This window comes from Paracoccus alkenifer, assembly GCF_900108405.1.
Classification (GTDB): Bacteria; Pseudomonadota; Alphaproteobacteria; order Rhodobacterales; family Rhodobacteraceae; genus Paracoccus; species Paracoccus alkenifer.
Genome location: NZ_FNXG01000002.1, coordinates 144,258 through 162,262, shown reverse-complemented (window position 1 = coordinate 162,262; position 18,005 = coordinate 144,258). Strand labels below are relative to the sequence as shown.

The 18,005-nt window shown below is 68.3% G+C and carries 15 protein-coding genes; 8 read left to right on the top strand and 7 right to left on the bottom strand.

What is annotated here, in order from left to right; translation table 11 throughout:
- Positions 1-158 precede the first annotated feature (158 nt).
- The 5 genes from BLW83_RS04950 (at position 159) to BLW83_RS04930 (ending at position 5,010) form a co-directional block, all read left to right on the top strand.
- The gene (locus tag BLW83_RS04950) at positions 159-1,571 is read left to right on the top strand and encodes a protein adenylyltransferase SelO (protein WP_090847471.1); all 1,413 of its coding nucleotides are present in this window, start codon (positions 159-161) and stop codon (positions 1,569-1,571) included.
- A 17-nt stretch (positions 1,572-1,588) separates the two neighbouring features.
- Positions 1,589-2,389: an endonuclease/exonuclease/phosphatase family protein gene (locus BLW83_RS04945; RefSeq protein WP_090846244.1), complete on the top strand. Its 801-nt coding sequence runs from the start codon at positions 1,589-1,591 to the stop codon at positions 2,387-2,389.
- A gap of 40 nt (positions 2,390-2,429) precedes the next feature.
- Positions 2,430-3,707 (top strand): phosphopyruvate hydratase, encoded by a 1,278-nt coding sequence (gene eno / locus BLW83_RS04940; protein WP_090846242.1) that lies wholly within the window; start codon positions 2,430-2,432, stop codon positions 3,705-3,707.
- A gap of 233 nt (positions 3,708-3,940) precedes the next feature.
- Entirely contained in the window at positions 3,941-4,351 is a 411-nt protein-coding gene (locus BLW83_RS04935) for a DUF983 domain-containing protein (RefSeq protein WP_090846240.1), read from the top strand.
- Positions 4,348-5,010 (top strand): NUDIX hydrolase, encoded by a 663-nt coding sequence (locus tag BLW83_RS04930; RefSeq protein ID WP_090846238.1) that lies wholly within the window; start codon positions 4,348-4,350, stop codon positions 5,008-5,010. The genes BLW83_RS04935 and BLW83_RS04930 overlap by 4 nt, the downstream gene beginning before the upstream one ends.
- A 2-nt stretch (positions 5,011-5,012) precedes the next feature.
- Here the strand turns inward: BLW83_RS04930 and BLW83_RS04925 are convergent, their stop codons facing one another.
- The 7 genes from BLW83_RS04925 to BLW83_RS04895 form a co-directional block, all read right to left on the bottom strand.
- Positions 5,013-5,477 (bottom strand): cytochrome c-type biogenesis protein, encoded by a 465-nt coding sequence (locus BLW83_RS04925; RefSeq protein WP_177172522.1) that lies wholly within the window; start codon positions 5,475-5,477, stop codon positions 5,013-5,015.
- Positions 5,478-5,494: 17 nt separating this feature from the next.
- A complete protein-coding gene (locus tag BLW83_RS04920; RefSeq protein ID WP_090846234.1) occupies positions 5,495-7,456 on the bottom strand; it encodes a heme lyase CcmF/NrfE family subunit in 1,962 nt (653 codons plus the stop codon).
- 218 nt (positions 7,457-7,674) lie between these two features.
- Positions 7,675-8,235, bottom strand: coding sequence for a 3TM-type holin (locus BLW83_RS04915; RefSeq protein ID WP_090846232.1), 561 nt, complete (start codon positions 8,233-8,235; stop codon positions 7,675-7,677).
- A complete protein-coding gene (locus tag BLW83_RS04910) occupies positions 8,226-8,837 on the bottom strand; it encodes a holin-associated N-acetylmuramidase (RefSeq protein WP_090846230.1) in 612 nt (203 codons plus the stop codon). Before BLW83_RS04910 ends, BLW83_RS04915 begins: the two co-directional genes overlap by 10 nt.
- 99 nt (positions 8,838-8,936) lie before the next feature.
- Entirely contained in the window at positions 8,937-9,377 is a 441-nt protein-coding gene (gene ccmE / locus BLW83_RS04905; protein ID WP_090846228.1) for a cytochrome c maturation protein CcmE, read from the bottom strand.
- Positions 9,378-9,395: 18 nt separating this feature from the next.
- Positions 9,396-10,208 (bottom strand): glutamate racemase, encoded by an 813-nt coding sequence (locus BLW83_RS04900; protein ID WP_090847469.1) that lies wholly within the window; start codon positions 10,206-10,208, stop codon positions 9,396-9,398.
- Between the two features lie 162 nt (positions 10,209-10,370).
- Positions 10,371-13,784, bottom strand: a complete 3,414-nt coding sequence (locus BLW83_RS04895) for an indolepyruvate ferredoxin oxidoreductase family protein (RefSeq protein WP_090846226.1) — start codon at positions 13,782-13,784, stop codon at positions 10,371-10,373.
- Positions 13,785-13,931: 147 nt separating this feature from the next.
- Between BLW83_RS04895 and BLW83_RS04890 the strand changes: the two genes are divergently transcribed.
- From BLW83_RS04890 to aat, 3 genes are all read left to right on the top strand, one after another.
- Complete coding sequence (locus BLW83_RS04890; RefSeq protein WP_090847467.1) at positions 13,932-14,828, top strand: LysR family transcriptional regulator; 897 nt, start codon at positions 13,932-13,934, stop codon at positions 14,826-14,828.
- A gap of 284 nt (positions 14,829-15,112) precedes the next feature.
- A complete protein-coding gene (gene purL, locus BLW83_RS04885; RefSeq protein WP_090846224.1) occupies positions 15,113-17,281 on the top strand; it encodes a phosphoribosylformylglycinamidine synthase subunit PurL in 2,169 nt (722 codons plus the stop codon).
- A 67-nt stretch (positions 17,282-17,348) separates the two neighbouring features.
- The gene (aat, locus tag BLW83_RS04880; protein ID WP_090846222.1) at positions 17,349-17,993 is read left to right on the top strand and encodes a leucyl/phenylalanyl-tRNA--protein transferase; all 645 of its coding nucleotides are present in this window, start codon (positions 17,349-17,351) and stop codon (positions 17,991-17,993) included.
- The last annotated feature ends 12 nt before the right edge of the window (positions 17,994-18,005 follow it).

Below are 18,005 nucleotides of genomic sequence, written 5' to 3'. Positions count from 1 at the left end.
TTGCAGGGATACGCGCCCCGCCCCCCGTTCGCAAGCAGCGGCTGGGGCAGATTCGGGCGGTCCCAAATATCCCGGGGGAGCGCGCAGCGCGGGGGCAGAGCCCCCACCCGATGTTTCCCGCCCTTACAATCCGCGGCCGCTTTACCCACATGGTCGGAATGACCCAGCCCATCGCCTTTGACAATTCCTATGCCCGGCTCGGCGCCGGCTTCTACACGCGGACCGCGCCGACCCCGGTGCAGGGACCAGCGCTGATCGCGGTGAACGAGACGCTGGCCCGGCGGCTGGGGATCGACCCGGACTGGCTGCGCGGCCCGCAGGGGCTGGCGATGGTGGCGGGCAATGCCGCGCCGCCGGGGGCGGAGCCCATCGCGCAGGCTTACGCCGGCCACCAGTTCGGCGGGCTGTCGCCGCAGCTGGGCGACGGGCGCGCGGTGCTGCTGGGCGAGGTGGTGGCCCCCGACGGGGCGCGTTTCGACCTGCAACTGAAAGGCTCCGGCCCCACCCCGTTTTCGCGCCGCGGCGACGGGCGGTCGTGGCTGGGTCCGGTGCTGCGCGAATATGCGGTCAGCGAGTTCATGGCCGCCGCCGGCGTCCCCACCACCCGCGCCCTTGCCGCCGCCCTGACCGGCGAAACCGTGTGGCGCGAGACCGCCCTGCCCGGCGCGGTGCTGACCCGCGTGGCCTCCAGCCATATCCGGGTCGGCACGTTCGAGTTCTTCGCGATCCGCGGCGATGTCGAGCGGCTGCGGGCGCTGGCCGAGCATGTGATCGCCCGCCACTATCCCGACGCGGACTCCCCCATGCAGCTGCTGGAGCGCGTGGTGGCGGCGCAGGCTGAAACCATCGCGCAATGGATGGCGCTGGGGTTCATCCACGGGGTGATGAACACCGACAACATGGCCGTATCGGGTGAAACCATCGACTATGGCCCTTGCGCCTTCATGGACGGGTTCGATCCGGACCGCGTGTTTTCCTCGATCGACCGGGCGGGGCGCTATGCGTGGTCGGAACAGCCGCATGTGGCGGTGTGGAACCTTGCGCAGCTGGCGTCTTGCCTGCTGCCGCTGATGGGCGATGCCGATGCGGCGGTCCCCGACGCGACCCGCATCGTCCACGGTTTTCCCGCGCTATACGATGCTGCGTGGCTGCGGCGCTTTGGTGCCAAGCTGGGGCTGGCGCAGCCCGGTGAATCCGACCGGGCGCTGATCGAGCGGCTGCTGGCGCTGATGGCCGCGCAGCAGGCCGATTTCACCCGGGTATTCCGCGGGCTGGCCACCGGCGCCGCGCGCGACGAGTTCCGCGACCCCGCCGCCTTTGACGCCTGGGCGCGGGACTGGCAGGCGCGCGGCCCCGATCCTGCGCTTGCGGCCAGTGCCAACCCCGCCCGCATCCCCCGCAACCACCGTATCCAGCAGGCAATCGACGCCGGGCTGGGGGGCGATTTCGCGCCCTTTCACCGGCTGGTCGCGGCGGTGACCCAGCCCTTTGACGACCGCCCGGACTGGGCCGATCTGGCCGATCCGCCCGCGCCGGGACAGGAAGTCCGCGTCACCTATTGCGGCACCTGACCCGACGGGGAAAAACCATGCGCATCCGACTTGTCAGCTACAACCTGCATAAATGCCGCGGCTCGTTCGGCCCCTTTGCGCCTGAACGCAATCTTGACGTGATCGCCCAGCTCGGCGCCGACATCGTGGCGCTGCAAGAGGTCGATTTCCGCATGGGCGACCGCCCCGAGGCCCTGCCGCGGATGCTGATCGAGGCCCGCACCGGGCTGGTGCCGATGCAGCACCGGCGCACCTCGGACCAGTCGCTGGGCTGGCACGGGCAGACCATCCTGCTGCGCCCGGAACTGGCGGCGGTGGCGCGGTCGCGCCCCGTGGCGCTGCCGGGGATCGAGCCGCGCGGCGCGGTGGCGCTGCACCTGCCGGGGCTGACGGTGATGGCGGTGCATCTGGGGCTGATGCGTTCGTCCCGTCGCGCACAGCTGGCGCGGCTGGCGGCCAAGGCCGGGCGGCTGGACGGTGACCCGGTGGTGCTGACCGGGGATTTCAACGAATGGCGCGATGATCGCGGGCTTGAGGCGCTGACCGAACTGGACGTGATCGCGCCCGGGCGCAGCTGGCCGGCGCTGGCTCCGCAGTTGCGGCTGGACCGGATCGCGGTGTCGTCCGGCATCACCGTCGCGGCCAGCGGCGTGTTGGACACGCCACTTGCGCGCATGGCCTCGGACCACCTGCCGATCTGGGCCGACCTGCATGTGACGCGCCCGGCACTGCCCGACGACCGGCCGCTGCGCGCGGCCGACAATGTTTCCGACTACAACCGCGCGCTGGTTGCGCAAACAGCGGCGGACGGGGTTCCTCCGGGGCGGGCAAACGGCTAAGACGCGGGCAAATCCCGCCTCTCAGCACAGGACTTGCCCCATGACCGCCATCATCGACATCTTCGCGCGCGAGATCCTCGACAGCCGCGGCAACCCCACGGTCGAGGTCGATGTGACGCTCGAAGACGGCACCATGGGCCGCGCCGCCGTGCCCTCGGGCGCGTCCACCGGCGCGCATGAGGCAGTGGAAAAGCGCGACGGCGACAAGGCGCGCTATCTGGGCAAGGGCGTGCTCGAGGCCGTGGCATCCGTCAACGGCGAGCTGGCCGAGAACCTGATCGGCGAGGATGCGACCGAGCAGCGCGCCATCGACATGATGATGTGTGAACTGGACGGCACCCCCAACAAGTCCCGGCTGGGCGCGAACGCGATCCTGGGTGTGTCGCTGGCGGTGGCCAAGGCCGCGGCCGACGCGACCGCGCAGCCGCTTTACCGCTATGTCGGCGGCACAGGCGCGCGCATCCTGCCGGTGCCGATGATGAACATCATCAACGGCGGCGAACATGCCGACAACCCTATCGACATCCAGGAATTCATGATCATGCCGGTTTCCGCGGACAATATCCGCGAGGCCGTGCGCATGGGCGCCGAGGTGTTCCACACCCTGAAAAAGGAACTCTCGGCCGCCGGCCTGTCCACCGGCATCGGCGACGAGGGCGGCTTTGCCCCGAACCTGTCCTCGGCCCGCGACGCGCTGGATTTCATCCTGCGGGCGGTGGAAAAGGCGGGCTACAAGCCGGGCGACGACATCATGCTGGCGCTGGACTGCGCGTCCACGGAATATTTCAAGAACGGCCACTATGAGATGACCGGCGAGGGCAAAACCCTGACCTCGGCCGAAAACGTCGATTACCTTGCCGCGCTGTGCGCCGATTATCCGATCCTGTCGATCGAGGACGGCTGCGCCGAGGATGACTGGGACGGCTGGCAACTGCTGACCGAGCGGCTGGGCGACAGCGTGCAGCTGGTCGGGGACGATCTGTTCGTGACCAACCCCGCGCGGCTGGCGGACGGCATCGCGCGCGGCTGCGGCAACAGCCTGCTGGTCAAGGTCAACCAGATCGGCACCCTGTCGGAAACGCTGGATGCGGTGATGATGGCCGACCGCGCGGGCTATACATCGGTGATGTCGCACCGCTCGGGCGAGACCGAGGACGCCACCATCGCCGACCTTGCCGTGGCCACCAACTGCGGCCAGATCAAGACCGGCAGCCTTGCCCGCTCGGACCGGCTGGCGAAATACAACCAGCTGATCCGCATCGAGGAAATGCTGGGCGCCACCGCCGAATACGCCGGCCGCTCGATCCTGCGCGGCTAAGCCGCAACCGGGGCGGCCGCACGCCGGGCGCCCCCTTCCTGCGGCCTCGCCAGCACTTGCGCCCGGCTGCTGCCCTCGCGGCCCGCGTCCTTTCATCTTGCCTTAAATATCCCGGGGCAGCGCCCCGATACGGCCCCGCCCCTGCACCCATGCGGCGAAATGTTGCAGATGGCGGTGGCGTCCGGCGCGGTCAGTCCCTATCTTTCCTGCCAAGGCAATTCCGAAGGGATGACATGACTGCACTCAGCGATCCGGCGACCCCCGACCGACCCCTTGGGGAAGCGATGCGGCGCGGCGCCTCGGGGCGCTGCCCGTCCTGTGGCGATGCGCGAATGTTCACCGGCTATCTGCGGGTCAAGGACCATTGCAGCGGCTGCGGCGAGGCACTGCATCACCACCGCGCCGACGACGGGCCGGCCTATCTGACCATCCTCATCGTCTCGCATATCGCGACGGCGCTGCTGCTGGCGACCTATCTGCTCTACCGCCCGTCGACGGGGATGCTGGTGGCGACGTTCCTCAGCGGCTCGCTGGTGGCCTCGCTGATCCTGCTGCCGATCATCAAGGGCGGGTTCGTGGGGATGCAGTGGGCCAAGCGGATGCATGGTTTCGGGGGTCAGCCCGACCGGGCGCCCGAGCCATGACCGACACGCCGCTTGCACCCGGCAAGCCGGCCCCCGACCGGATCCGCGACGCCTCGACCGTGGTCCTGATCGACCGCGACCGCAGCGACGGGCCGTCGGTGCTGATGGGGATGCGCGGCGCCGGCGCGGCCTTCATGCCGTCGAAATACGTGTTTCCCGGCGGCGCGGTGGATCCGGGCGACGAACACCCGCTGCGCGACGCGCTGTCGGACGCCTGCCGCGCCCGGCTGGCGGCGCATCCGGTGACGGCCGCCGCCATCAACCCCGACGCGCTGGCCGGCGCCGCGCTGCGCGAGATGGCCGAGGAAACCGGCCTGCAACTGGCGCCCAGCGCCGACGATCCGCTGCTGTTCGTGTTCCGCGCCATCACGCCCCCCGGACGGCCGCGCCGCTTTGACGCGCGATTCTTCCTGATCGACGCGCGCAACATCATCGGCGATCGTGATGATTTCTCGGCCGCCTGCGACGAGCTGAGCCACCTGCACTGGGTGCCGCTGGCCGAGGCGCGCGCGCTGGACCTGCCCTTCATCACCGAGGTGGTGCTGGCCGAGGTCGCGCAGATGGTGTGCGAGGCCGGCCCCGGCCCGCTGTCGGTGCCGCTGAGCGTGCCGTTTTTCGACAACCGCAACGCCGAGACGCGCTTTCGTCAGCTGTCCTGACTTCAGCTGTCCTGATCGCGCATCAGCGCCTCCAGCCGGGCGCGTTCCTCATCCGTCAGCACCGGGGGGGCGGGCGCGGCCTCGGGGCGGCGGGCGCGCAGGAACAGGAACGCGACGATGGCCGCGACCAGCGCCATCAGCGGCCCGGCCCAATAGAGGATAAGGTTCGCGCCCTCGGCCCGCGGCTCGAACAGCACATATTCGCCGTAGCGGTCGGTGACGGCCCGGATCACCTGCGTATCGCTGTCGCCCTCGACCAGCCGCTCGCGCACGTAAAGCCGCAGGTCGCGGCTGATCGCGGCGTTCGATTCGTCGATGTTTTCGCCCTGGCAGACCGGGCAGCGCAGCACCTGCCCGATCTGGCGGGCGCGGTGTTCCAGCGCCGGGTCGGCCAGCACCTCGTCGGGCTGCACCGCCCATGCCCCCTGCGCGATCCCCAGCGCCAGCACCGCCAGCGCCAGCCGCACGCCTTGCAGACGCGCGCTCATTCCGCGGGCACCGCGCGCGCGGGTGCGGCCCGGCGGGCCGAGACCGCCACCCGCCAGCGCCGGTCGGTCAGGCTGATCAGCCCGCCCAGCGCCATCAGCCCGCAGCCCAGCCACAGCCACATCGCAAAGGGCTTGATATAGCTGCGCACCGCCCAGCCGCCGCCCTGCTGTTCATCGCCGATCACCAGATAGATGTCGCCAAAGAAGGACGAGCGGATCGAAGCCTCGGTCGTCGGCATCGACTGCACCGGATACACCCGCTTTTCGGGATGCAGCATCGCCACCTGCCGCCCGTCCCGTTCCACCCGCATGGTGGCGGTGGTCGAGGTATAGTTCGGCCCCGGCACGTCCGAGACATCGACAAGGGTGATCCGGTAGCCGGCCACCTCAAAGCTTTCGCCCTCGCGCGCGACGCGGATATCCTCGATCGACCAGGCCATCAGCAGGCTGATCCCGATAAAGGTCACGCCCAGCCCGGCATGGGCCACCACCCGGCCCCAGTCGGCGCGCGGCAGCCGCGCCAGCCGCCCGGCCTGCCCGCCGGCGCGTTGCCAGATGTCGACCGCGGCGCCGGCGACCAGCCACGTCCCCAGCGCCGCGCCGACCACCGCCAGCCCGCTGTTGCCGGTCGAGACCGCATAGGTCAGCGCCGCCACCGCCACCGCCAGCAGCATCGCCGGCACCAGCGTGCGCGCGGCCCGGCCCAGCTTGCCGCGTTTCCACGGCAGGATGGCGCCGATGGGCAGCGCGATGGCCAGCACCACCATGAAGGGCGTGAACGCCTGGTTGAAGAACGGCGCCCCCACCGACAGCTTGCGGGCCCAGAACATCTCGGCCACCAGCGGCCAGATCGTGCCGATGAACACCACCAGCGAGGCCACCGCCAGCAGCATGTTGTTGAGCAGCAACGCCCCTTCGCGCGAAACGGGCGAGAACACGCCCTTGGCGGTCATCGCGCCCGCGCGGGCGGCAAACAGCGTCAGCGCGCCCCCCATGAACAGCGCCAGGATCGCCAGGATGAACACGCCCCGCGCCGGGTCGCTGGCAAAGCTGTGGACCGAGGTGATCACCCCCGAGCGCACGATAAAGGTGCCGATCAGCGAAAACCCAAAGGCAACGATGGCCAGCAGGATGGTCCAGCTTTTCAGGGTCTCGCGCTTTTCCACGACGATGGCGGAATGCAGCAGTGCCGCGGCGAACAGCCAAGGCATGAAGCTGGCGTTTTCCACCGGATCCCAGAACCAGAACCCGCCCCAGCCCAGCTCGTAATAGGCCCACCACGACCCCAGCGCGATGCCGATGGTCAGAAACACCCAGGCCGCCAGCGTCCACGGCCGCACCCAGCGCGCCCAGGCCGCGTCCACCCGCCCCTCGATCAGCGCGGCCACCGCAAAGCTGAACGACATCGAAAGCCCGACATAGCCAAGGTAAAGAAACGGCGGATGGAACGCCAACCCGGGGTCTTGCAACAGCGGGTTCAGGTCGCGCCCGTCAAATGCCGGCAGCGGCATCCGCGCAAACGGGTTCGAGGTGAACACGATGAACCCCAGAAACGCCGCCCCGATCGCGCCCTGCACCGACAGCACCCTTGCGCGCAGCCCCGGCGGCAGATGTTCGCCGAATACCGCCGCAGCAGCGCCGAACAGCGCCAGGATCAGCACCCACAGCAGCATCGAACCTTCGTGGTTCCCCCAAACGCCGGTAACCTTGTAAAGCATGGGCTTGGCCGAGTGGCTGTTTTCATAGACCAGCGCCACGCTGAAATCCGAGGTGACAAAGGAAAACGTCAGCGCCGCAAAGGAAATCGCCAGCAGCCCGAATTGCGCGACGGCGGCGGGGCGGGCGCTGTCCATCCATGCGGCCTGCCCGCGTGCGGCGCCCAGCATCGGCACCACGGTCTGGAACAGCGCGATTCCCAGCGCAAGGATCAGCGCGAAATGCCCGATTTCGGCAACCATACGAATAACCCCCAGCGTTGGAACCGGGGGTCAGACTAAGCCCTGCGCGGCGGCGCCACCAGCCCCGCCTGCGAGGCCCGTTGTCACAGCCCCGTCAACACCCCTCGCCCGCCGGCTCCTCCTTCACAGAGCCGGCGATCTTCGGGCGGTCCCAAATATCCTCGGGGGGAGTTGCCATAGGCAACGGGGGGCAGACGCCCCCCATCGCGACGCTGCCGTCAGCGCGCCGCCGCTGCTGCTGCGGCCGCCCAGTCCCGCAGCGCCGCATTATCGGCAAAGCCGTCGCCCTGCGGCACCGCGACCACCGGCGGCTCGGGCGCGGGCGCGACCGCAGGCTGGTCCGGACCCGCCGCCCCGGCGTCGGGCGCAACCGGCAGCTCTGGCGTATCCGCAATTCCGCGCAGGCGGTTGCGCCAGTAATGCCCCTCGCGCCCGATGAAATGCAGCCCCAGCATCGCACCCGACAGCCACCACAGCGGCTCGGGCATCCCGGCCAGCGCCTGCGCCCGCGCGGCAAATCCTGCGGGATCCAGCATCGCATAGGCGCCGACCGCCACCGCCCCCAGCATCAGCAGCGGGCGCGGCAGGCGGTTCAGCCCGTTCACCAGCCCGTCAAAGCCCCCGCGGGCGAACTCGGCCTCGATCCGGGCAATCGCGTCAGCGGTCTCGGGCCGGACCGCGGCCTTGCCCACGCCCAGGATTTTTGCCGCACGCGAGGCAGCCTCGGCCGCCGAGGAAACCTGCTGGCTGCGGTCTTTCAGTCGCTCGATCAGGCCCATGAGGCGGTCCTTTCCCTGTGCTGCGCGTCGGTCAGGTGATAGCGGGCCGAGATGAATTCCTCGGCGCGGGTGATCCAGCCGCCCTTGCCGCCATCCTTGCGGCGGGCGTATTTTCGGCTGGCGGCGCGTGCGTCGGCAAGCGCGTAATAGTAATTGCGCCGCGCGATTCCGTAGGCGTCGGCGATATGAGCGGGCGCGGCGGCGGCGGCGGCGGTCGCGGCAGCTTCGGTCTTTGGGCCGACGATGCCGTCGTCGGCACAGGCGAAACCCATGCGCGCGACCAGCCGTTGCAGGATCTTGACCGCATTGGCGCCGGCGTTCACCTGCATGTCAAAGACGCTGGCGTGCAGCGCCGGCGGCAGGCGGTCCAGCCGGGGCTTGCGGAAATAATGCTCGATATAGATCTGCGCCGCCTGCGCGCGATCCAGCTTGCGGACATCCGCCGCATCCACGCGCCCGTCGCCGTTCAGGTCCAGCCCAAGGCTGCGCATGGTCCCGATGGTCACCCCGAAATTCGTGGCCCCGCCGGGGTCGTCGGGGTCGTTCACATACCCCCCTTCGCGCGCCACGATCGCGGCCGCGAGCTGTTCGACTGTCTGCATCCCTGCCCCCTTTCGTCCAAGAGCGGCAGGGTTGCGCGGGCGGGTTAAGCTTTCGTTAACCCGTCGTGCGTTGCGAGGGCGCCGGCCGGCCGCCCCGCATCAGCTGTTCGGCGCCTGATAGGAATGCTGCTCAAGCGAATCGGCCAGCTCGCGCGGCATGTAATCTTCGTCGTGCTTGGCCAGGATCTCGTTGGCGACGAACACGCCGTCAACCATCTGGCCGGTGCCGATCATGCCCGAATTTTCGGCGAACAGATCGGGCAGCACGCCGGTAAAGCTGACCTGCACCCTGTCGCCGCCGTCGGTGACCGAAAAGCTGACCGTGGTGCCCTCGCCCCGAATCAGCGAGCCTTCCTCGACCATGCCGCCCAGCCGGAACACCTCGCCGACGGCGGGCGGCCTGTCGGCCAGTTCGCTGGGCGAGCGATACAGGTTGATCCCGTCGCGGAACCCATAGCCGATCAGCACGGTCGCGATCATCAAGGCCACGGCAGTGGCGATCAGAACCTGGACGCGGCGTTTTTTCTTTAGGGATTTCATTGTGTTTTCCCTGCCTGTTCAGAATGCTTCAAAATGGATCGGCTGGCGCAGGAATTGCGTCGCCTTGGCGGTGACCCGCGCGGGATCGCCGGTGGTCAGAAACCGCGAGCGCGTGCCGGGGCCGATGAATTCGGGCCGCCGGCGCAGATAGTCATCAAGGCTTTCCGCCACGAGATCGGCCTGCGAAAACACCCGAACCCCCTCGCCCAGCGCCTCGCGAAAGGTCTGCTCCATCAGCGGGTAATGGGTGCAGCCCAGCACCGCGGCCTGCGGACGCGGCATCCGGCGCTTGAGCGCCTCGACATGGGACCGCACCAGCGCCTCGGCCAGCATCTCGTCGCCGTCCTCGATCGCATCGACGACACCGCCGCAGGGCTGGGCCTCGACATCCACGCCGATGGCGCGGAACGCGAGTTCGCGCTGGAATGCGCGGCTGGCGACGGTGGCGGGGGTGGCGAACAGCGCCACATGGCGCACAGCGACCTCGCGCGGGGGGGAATTGTCGCCCCATTGCCGTTCGGTCATCGCCTCGATCAGCGGCACGAACACGCCCAGCACCCGCTTGTCAGCAGGCAGCCAGTTTTCCTGCATCCGGCGCAGGGCGGCGGCGCTGGCCGTGTTGCAGGCCAGGATCACCAGGTCGCAACCCTCGTCCCACAGCCGCTCGACGGCGCGACAGGTCAGGTCATAGATATTATCCGCTGTGCGCACCCCATAGGGCGCATGGGCGTTGTCGCCCAGATAGACCAGCGGCAGATCCGGCATCCGGCGGGCAATGGCCTGATGGACGGTCAGCCCGCCCAGCCCCGAATCGAAAACGCCGACTGCCATCCGTTCCTCCGTGTTGTCCCGTGTCATGTAGAGGCACTGGCGCCCGGAATCCATGACCTCGGTCATGTTGTCGCGGCAGGACCGGGGGCCAGCCCCCGGACCCCCGGGATATTTGAAGACAGAAGATGCCCGCCGATCCGGACAGAACGCGCAGGCGCGCTGTCATTCCGCCGCCACGCGCAGTTCCGGCTGCGAGGGCCAGCCGCCGGCACGAAAGGCCGCCAGCAGTTCCTCGCGCCGGGCGGCGGCTTTTTCGGCGGCCTCGTGCTTGATGAAGCCGTAGCCGCGGATGTCCTGCGGCAGGGCGGCGAGTTCGCGGGCGATATCGGCCGTCGCGGGCGTCACCCTGGGCAGCATCTCTGCCATGTCGCGTTCGTATTGGCGGGCCAGCGCGCGCTCGAACCGGCGCTCGCCCTGCCAGCCGAACAGGTCCAGCGGCGTGCCGCGCAGGCCGCGCAGCGCCGACAGCGCCCGGAACACCAGCAGGATCCACGGCCCGAAATCACGCTTGCGCGGGCGGCCGTCGGGGGTCTTGCCGCCAAGGAAGGGCGGGGCAAGGTGGAAGGTCAGGTTCAGATCGCCCTCGAAGCTGCGGGCCACGCCCTCGGCTGTGGTCAGGTGCAGGCGGGCGACCTCGTATTCGTCCTTGATCGCCAGCAGCCGGTAAAAGCTTTCCGCCACGGTTTCGCGCAGTTCCGGGGGCGCCATGTCCACCAGCCGCAGGAAACGGCGTTTCAGCCGCGGACCCTGATAGCCGACCAGCCGGGCCGCCCGATAGGCGACGGGGTCGTGCGCCTCGGCCACGGCCGGCGCCGGCTCGGCCTGCTGCGGAAACAGCACCGCCCAGCGGCCGATCTGAAAGGCGCGCTGGTTTTCCGCGGCCTTGGCCCCGTTCAGCTCGATGGCGCGCAGGATCGCCTGTTCCGACAGCGGGATCAGCCCCTGCTGCCATGCCGCGCCGGTGACCAGCATGTTGGAATAGATCGAATCGCCCAGGTAACGTTCGGCCAGTCTTACAGCGTCGAGGAAAGCGGCGCGTTCCCCCAGCCGCGCCTGCAAGGACAGTTTCAGCCGGTCGCCGGGGACGTGGAAATCGCGGTTGCGGGTGAATTCCCCGGTGATGATTTCATGGTCGTTGACCACCGCGCCGGTGCGGCCATGGGTCATCAGCCCGACGGTTCTGGCCCCCGCGGTCACCACCAAATCGCCGCCGATCACGGCATCGGCCTCGCCCACGGCAACCCGGATGGCGCTGATGTCCGCAGGCGCGTTGGCCAGCCGCAGGTGGATATGGACCGCGCCGCCCTTTTGCGCGAGGCCGGCCATCTCCATCATGCCGGCGCCCTTGCCGTCCAGCTGCGCGGCCTGCGCCAGCACCGCGCCGATGGTCACGACGCCGGTGCCGCCGACCCCGGTGATCACGATATTGTGCGTGCCGTCGATGGCAGGCAGCGTCGGCGCGGGCAAGTCGGGCAGGTCGAGCGCCTGCGCGGCCGGGCGGCGCAGTTTGCCGCCGGACACGCTGACAAAGCTGGGGCAGAAGCCTGTGACGCAGCTATAATCCTTGTTGCACGACGACTGGTCGATGGCGCGCTTGCGGCCCAGTTTCGTGTCGAAGGGCACGACCGAGACGCAGTTCGACTGGACCGAGCAATCGCCGCAGCCCTCGCAGACCTCGGGGTTGATCCAGATGCGCCGGTCGGGGTCGGGAAAGCTACCGCGCTTGCGGCGGCGGCGCTTTTCGGCGGCGCAGGTCTGGACATAGACGATGGCGGTCACGCCCGGCACCTGCGCCAGTTCGCGCTGCACGCCCATCAGACTGTCGCGCGTCTCGATCCGCAGCCCGTGAGGGAACGATTTCGGGTCCACGTCCTCTTTTTCGTCGTGGACCAGCACCACCGGCACGCCCAGCGCCTGCAATTCCCGCACGATCTGCGGCGCGGTCAGCCCGCCCTCATTCGGCTGGCCGCCGGTCATCGCCACCGCGTCGTTGAACAGGATCTTGTAGGTGATGTTGGTGCCCGCCGCCTTGGCCGCGCGGATCGCAAGCGACCCCGAGTGGTTATAGGTGCCGTCGCCGAGGTTCTGGAACACATGCGGACGGTTGGAAAACGGCGCCTCGCCGATCCAGTTCGCGCCCTCGCCGCCCATCTGGGTAAAGCCAGAGGTCTCGCGGTCCATCCACTGCACCATGTAGTGACAGCCGATCCCGGCATAGGCGCGGCTGCCGTCCGGCACCTTGGTCGAGGTATTGTGCGGACAGCCCGAACAGAACCACGGCGTGCGCACCGCGATTTCGGGGGCATTGTCGTTGCACCGCGTGTCGGCCAGCCGGGACAGCGCCGCGTCCAGCCGGTCGGTGCGCCGGCCCTCGTCGATCAGGATGCCGCCAAGCCGTTCGGCGACCAGCACCGGGTCCAGCGCATAGCGGGTCGGGAACAGCTCCAGCCGGCGGCCGTGTTCCCAGGTGTCGCCCTTGTGCCAGCCATAGACGCGGCGGCCGCGGCGGTCGTCAAAGATCGCCTCTTTGACCTGAACCTCGATCAGCTTGCGCTTTTCCTCGACCACGATGATCAGGTCCAGCCCCTCGGCCCATTCGTGAAAGCTGACCATGTCCAGCGGCCAGGTCTGGCCGATCTTGTAGGTGGTGATGCCCAGCCGTTCGGCCTCGGCGGCGTCGATGCCCAGCAGCCCCAGCGCGTGCACCACGTCCAGCCAGTTCTTGCCGGCGGCAGCGATGCCGATTTTCGCGCCGGGCTTGCCCCAGACGCGGCGGTCGATGCGGTTGGCGCGGGCGAAAGCCTCGGCCGCAAAGCGCTTGTAGTCGATCATCCGCGCTTCCTGCGCGACAGGATTGTCGCCCAGCCGGATGTTCAGCCCGCCCTCGGGCATGGCGAAATCCACCGGCACGCCAAAGCTCATGCGAAAGGGGTCGCCATCGACGACGCTGGTTGCCTCGACCGTGTCCTTCATGGTCTTGAGCCCGGTCCACACCCCGGCGAAACGCGACAGCGCCCAGCCGTAAAGCCCGTAGTCGAGGATTTCCTGCACCCCCGCCGGCGACAGCACCGGCATATAGGCATCGACCATCGCCCAGTCGGACTGGTGCAGCACCGTCGAGGATTCGCCGGTGTGGTCGTCGCCCATCGCCATGACCACGCCGCCGTTGGGCGACGATCCGGCCATGTTGGCATGGCGCATCACGTCGCCCGATCGGTCCACCCCCGGCCCCTTGCCATACCACAGCGCGAACACGCCGTCGTATCTGCCCTCGCCCCGCAGCTCGGCCTGCTGGCTGCCCCAGATGGCGGTGGCGGCCAGATCCTCGTTCAGCCCGGGCTGAAAGCGGATATTGGCAGGGGAAAGCAGCTTTTCCGCCCGCATCATCTGCAAATCCACCGCGCCCAGCGGGCTGCCGCGATAGCCCGTCACCAGCCCCGCCGTGTTCAGCCCGGCCGCGCGGTCGCGGGCGGCCTGCATCAGCATCAGACGCACCAGCGCCTGCGTGCCGTTCAGCAGCACATGGCGCTTGGTGACGTCGAAACGATCGGCAAGGGAAATGTCCTGTATGCTCATCTTGCTTCCTCCCCGGGGGCGTCGATGACTCGGGTTCAGTATAGGTCAGGATCGTTGACCGATAAAGCCCTTTGTGAATCCCCCCTGGAACCCTATGTATTGCACTTATTGCATGGCAGGTCTTACCCAGCAGGGATGGTCGGAATGGTGGATTGGGACAAGTTGCGCATCTTTCATGCGGTCGCCGACGCGGGCAGCCTGACCCATGCCGGCGACGTGCTGCACCTGTCGCAATCGGCCGTCAGCCGGCAGGTCCGCGCGCTGGAAGAAATGCTGGGCTCGACCCTGTTTCACCGCCACGCCCGCGGGCTGATCCTGACCGAACAGGGCGAGATGCTGTTCGACGCCACCAAGGCGATGAGCCGCAAGCTCGACACCACCACCGCCCGCATCCGCGACAGCGAGGAACATGTCGCGGGCGAGTTGAAGATCACCACCACCACCGGGTTCGGCACGCTGTGGCTGGTGCCCCGGCTGGGCAAGCTTTACGAACGCTATCCGGATCTCAAGATCGACCTGATGCTGGAAGAACGGGTTCTGGACCTGCCGATGCGCGAGGCAGACATGGCCATCCGCATGAAGGAACCCAGCCAGGCCGATCTGATCCGGCGCAGGCTGCTGAACATCCGGATGCGGCTTTACGTTTCGCCTGAATACGCGGCGCTGCGCGGGATACCGCAGACCCTGGAAGAGCTGTCCTCGCACCGGCTGATCTGCCAGAACCCGACCACGCCGCAGGTCTCGGCCGGGGCGGTGCTGTCGCAGTCGCTGCTGACGCACCATGTCAGCGCCACCCTGCTGGTCAACAGCTATTTCGGGGTGTTGCAGGGGGTGCTCGGCCATCTGGGCGTCGGCATCCTGCCCGACTACATGGAATCCGAGTCGCCGCATCTGATCCGCGCCATGCCCGACGTGGAATCAGCCGAGGTTCCGGTTTTCCTTGCCTTCCCCGAAGAATTGCGCTCGTCCCGCCGCATCGCAGCATTCCGCGATTTCGTGGTAGAAGAGATCCAATCCCTGCGGCGCAACCCTGGCGAAAGCTGAAATCCGGGCGGAAAACCGCTGCCATGCACAGCCTGCATGGCGGTCATGCTGCAATAATCGCCGGGAATCCTTGAAATCCCCGGCATGAGCAGCTTTATTGGGAATTGAGGAAGCGCGATTTCTTGTCGTTTCTTCAACCTCCCTGTTGGACTTGGCCGGGCCATCGTGCCCGGCTCTTTTTTTCCACGCTCGCGCCGTTTCTGCGTCGCAGCGCGGACGGGCCATCTTTCCAAGCGAGGCGGCGCGGCCTATTAGGCGGCAAATGCCGCAAAGGGGGTTGGATCATGCAGAACGAACCGGCGATCACCGATGAACTGATTGCCTCGCATGGGCTGAAACCCGACGAATATCAGCGCATCCTCGACATCATCGGCCGCGAGCCGACCTTTACCGAGCTGGGCATCTTCTCGGCGATGTGGAACGAGCATTGTTCCTATAAATCGTCCAAGAAATGGCTGCGCACCCTGCCGACCGACGGCCCGCAGGTGATCTGCGGCCCGGGCGAGAACGCGGGCGTGGTGGATATCGGCGACGGGCAGGCCGTGGTGTTCAAGATGGAAAGCCACAACCACCCCAGCTATATCGAGCCGCATCAGGGCGCCGCAACCGGCGTCGGCGGCATCCTGCGCGACGTGTTCACCATGGGCGCGCGCCCCATCGCCGCCATGGACGCGCTGTCCTTTGGCCGCCCCGAGCACCCGCGCACCCCCCATCTGGTCAAGGGCGTGGTCGAGGGCATCGGCGCCTATGGCAACGCCTTTGGCGTGCCGAACGTGGGCGGCGAGGTGCGTTTCCACGCCGCCTATGACGGCAATTGTCTGGTCAACGCCTTTGCCGCCGGGCTCGCGCAATCGGACCGCATCTTTTATTCCGCCGCCTCGGGCGTGGGAATGCCGGTGGTCTATCTGGGCGCCAAGACCGGCCGCGACGGCGTCGGCGGTGCCACCATGGCCAGCGCCGAGTTCGACGAATCGATCGAGGACAAGCGCCCCACCGTGCAGGCCGGCGACCCCTTTACCGAAAAATGCCTGCTGGAAGCCTGTCTGGAACTGATGGCCACCGACGCGGTGATCTCGATCCAGGACATGGGCGCGGCGGGGTTGACCTGCTCGGCGGTGGAAATGGGCGACAAGGGCGGGCTGGGCATCAAGCTGACGCTGGACCATGTGCCCCAGCGCGAAACCGCCATGACCGCATACGAGATGATGCTGTCCGAAAGCCAGGAGCGGATGCTCATGGTGCTGAAGCCGGAAAAAGAGGCCGAGGCCCGCGAGATTTTCGAGAAATGGGATCTCGACTTCGCCATCGTGGGTGAAACCATCGCCGAGGACCGTTTCCTGATCCTGCATGGCAATGAGGTCATGGCCGATTTGCCGCTGTCCAAGCTGTCCTCGGCCGCGCCGGAATACGACCGGCCATGGGTGGAAACCCCCGCGCCCAAGCCGCTGGGCGCGCTGCCCGAAATCGCCCCCATCGCGGCGCTGCGGGCGCTGATCGGCAGCCCGAACTACGCGCACAAGGGCTGGGTGTGGGAACAATACGACACCCAGGTCGGCGCCGACACCATCCGCCGCCCCGGCATCGGCGCGGGCGTGGTCCGCGTCCACGGCACCGACAAGGCGCTGGCATTCACCAGCGACGTGACCCCGCGCTATGTCCGCGCCAATCCGGTGATGGGCGGCAAGCAGGCGGTGGCCGAGGCGTGGCGCAATCTGGTCGCCGCCGGCGCGCGACCCTTGGCCGCGACCGACAACCTGAACTTTGGCAACCCCGAAAAGCCGGAAATCATGGGCCAGCTGGTCGGCGCGATCAAAGGCATCGGCGAGGCCTGCCGGGCGCTGGATTTCCCCATCGTGTCGGGCAACGTCAGCCTTTACAACGAAACCGACGGACAGGCGATCCTGCCCACCCCCACCATCGGCGGCGTCGGGCTGGTCGCGCATCTGGACCAGCTGATCGGCGGGCTGCCCCATGCGGGCGACGTGGCGCTGGTGATCGGCGCGACCGCCGGCCACATGGGCCAGTCGGCGCTGGCGGCCGAGGCGTGGGGGATCGAGGCGGGCGAGCCTCCGCCCGTCGATCTGGCGGCCGAGCGCGCGCATGGCGAGTTCCTGCTGGCCCACCGCAACCACATCCGCGCCGCCAGCGACCTGTCGGACGGCGGGCTGGCGCTGGCCGCGTTCGAGATGGCCGAGGGTACGGGACTGGGGGTCGAACTTGCCGCCGCCGACATCCCGACGCTGTTTGGCGAGGATCAGGCCCGCTATCTGGTCGCCGCCCCCGCGGCCGACGCCGAAAGCCTGATCGAGCTGGGCGCGAAAGCCGGGGTGCCGGTCGCCCGCGTCGGCAGCTTTCACGGCGAACGCGTGTCGCTTGGGGGCGACTCGGCGCCGCTGGCGGAATTGTCGGCGCTGTATCGCTCGGCCTTTGCGCGCGCGATCACCGGCGCCTGAAATCCGGCCGCGCCCCCGGGTGCGGCCACCCCTGCCCCTTGCCTGCGAAATCCGCTAGTTTCGGGCGATGAACCGCGACCATCCCCTGAGCCTTGATCCGACGCAGCTGCTGGCCGGCTATGCGCAGGGCATCTTTCCGATGGCCCGCTCGGCGACCGATCCGCGGCTTTACTGGTTCAACCCGCCGCGCCGCGGGATCCTGCCCGTGGGCGGCGTGCATATGTCGCGCTCGCTGCGTCGCAGCCTGTTGCGCGGGGGGTGGCAAGCCGACGCGCGCCCCGATTTCAACCGCATCGTCGCGCATTGCGCCGACCGCCCCGAGACATGGATCAACGCGCCGCTGCAAGAGCTTTATGCAAGGCTGCACGAACGCGGCCACGCGCAGGCGCTGGCGGTCCATCAGGGCGGCGCGCTGGCCGGAGGGATCTTCGGCGTGGTGCTGGGCGGGGCGTTCTTTGGGGAAAGCATGTTTTCCACCCGCACCAACGGCTCGAAAATGGCGCTGGTGTGGCTGTCGGACCATCTGGCGCGCTGCGGGTTCACCCTGTTCGACACGCAATTCCTGACCCCGCATCTGGCCAGCATGGGCGGGGTGGAAATCAGCCGCGACAGCTATCGCGCAAGGCTGTCCCGGGCGCTGCAACAGCCGGCGGATTTCCACGCGCAGCCGCTGCGGACCGCGGCCGAGCTGGCCCGGGCCGCGACCCCATAGCGCAAGCGCGGC

What these genes read in the sequence shown, in the direction of transcription:
- BLW83_RS04950 (WP_090847471.1), top strand. Translation starts at nt 159, where the DNA reads ATGACCCAGCCCATCGCCTTTGACAATTCCTATGCCCGGCTCGGCGCC.
- BLW83_RS04945 (WP_090846244.1), top strand. Translation starts at nt 1,589, where the DNA reads ATGCGCATCCGACTTGTCAGCTACAACCTGCATAAATGCCGCGGCTCG.
- eno (WP_090846242.1), top strand. Translation starts at nt 2,430, where the DNA reads ATGACCGCCATCATCGACATCTTCGCGCGCGAGATCCTCGACAGCCGC.
- BLW83_RS04935 (WP_090846240.1), top strand. Translation starts at nt 3,941, where the DNA reads ATGACTGCACTCAGCGATCCGGCGACCCCCGACCGACCCCTTGGGGAA.
- BLW83_RS04930 (WP_090846238.1), top strand. Translation starts at nt 4,348, where the DNA reads ATGACCGACACGCCGCTTGCACCCGGCAAGCCGGCCCCCGACCGGATC.
- BLW83_RS04920 (WP_090846234.1), bottom strand. Translation starts at nt 7,456, where the DNA reads ATGGTTGCCGAAATCGGGCATTTCGCGCTGATCCTTGCGCTGGGAATC.
- BLW83_RS04915 (WP_090846232.1), bottom strand. Translation starts at nt 8,235, where the DNA reads ATGGGCCTGATCGAGCGACTGAAAGACCGCAGCCAGCAGGTTTCCTCG.
- BLW83_RS04910 (WP_090846230.1), bottom strand. Translation starts at nt 8,837, where the DNA reads ATGCAGACAGTCGAACAGCTCGCGGCCGCGATCGTGGCGCGCGAAGGG.
- ccmE (WP_090846228.1), bottom strand. Translation starts at nt 9,377, where the DNA reads ATGAAATCCCTAAAGAAAAAACGCCGCGTCCAGGTTCTGATCGCCACT.
- BLW83_RS04900 (WP_090847469.1), bottom strand. Translation starts at nt 10,208, where the DNA reads ATGGCAGTCGGCGTTTTCGATTCGGGGCTGGGCGGGCTGACCGTCCAT.
- BLW83_RS04895 (WP_090846226.1), bottom strand. Translation starts at nt 13,784, where the DNA reads ATGAGCATACAGGACATTTCCCTTGCCGATCGTTTCGACGTCACCAAG.
- purL (WP_090846224.1), top strand. Translation starts at nt 15,113, where the DNA reads ATGCAGAACGAACCGGCGATCACCGATGAACTGATTGCCTCGCATGGG.
- aat (WP_090846222.1), top strand. Translation starts at nt 17,349, where the DNA reads ATGAACCGCGACCATCCCCTGAGCCTTGATCCGACGCAGCTGCTGGCC.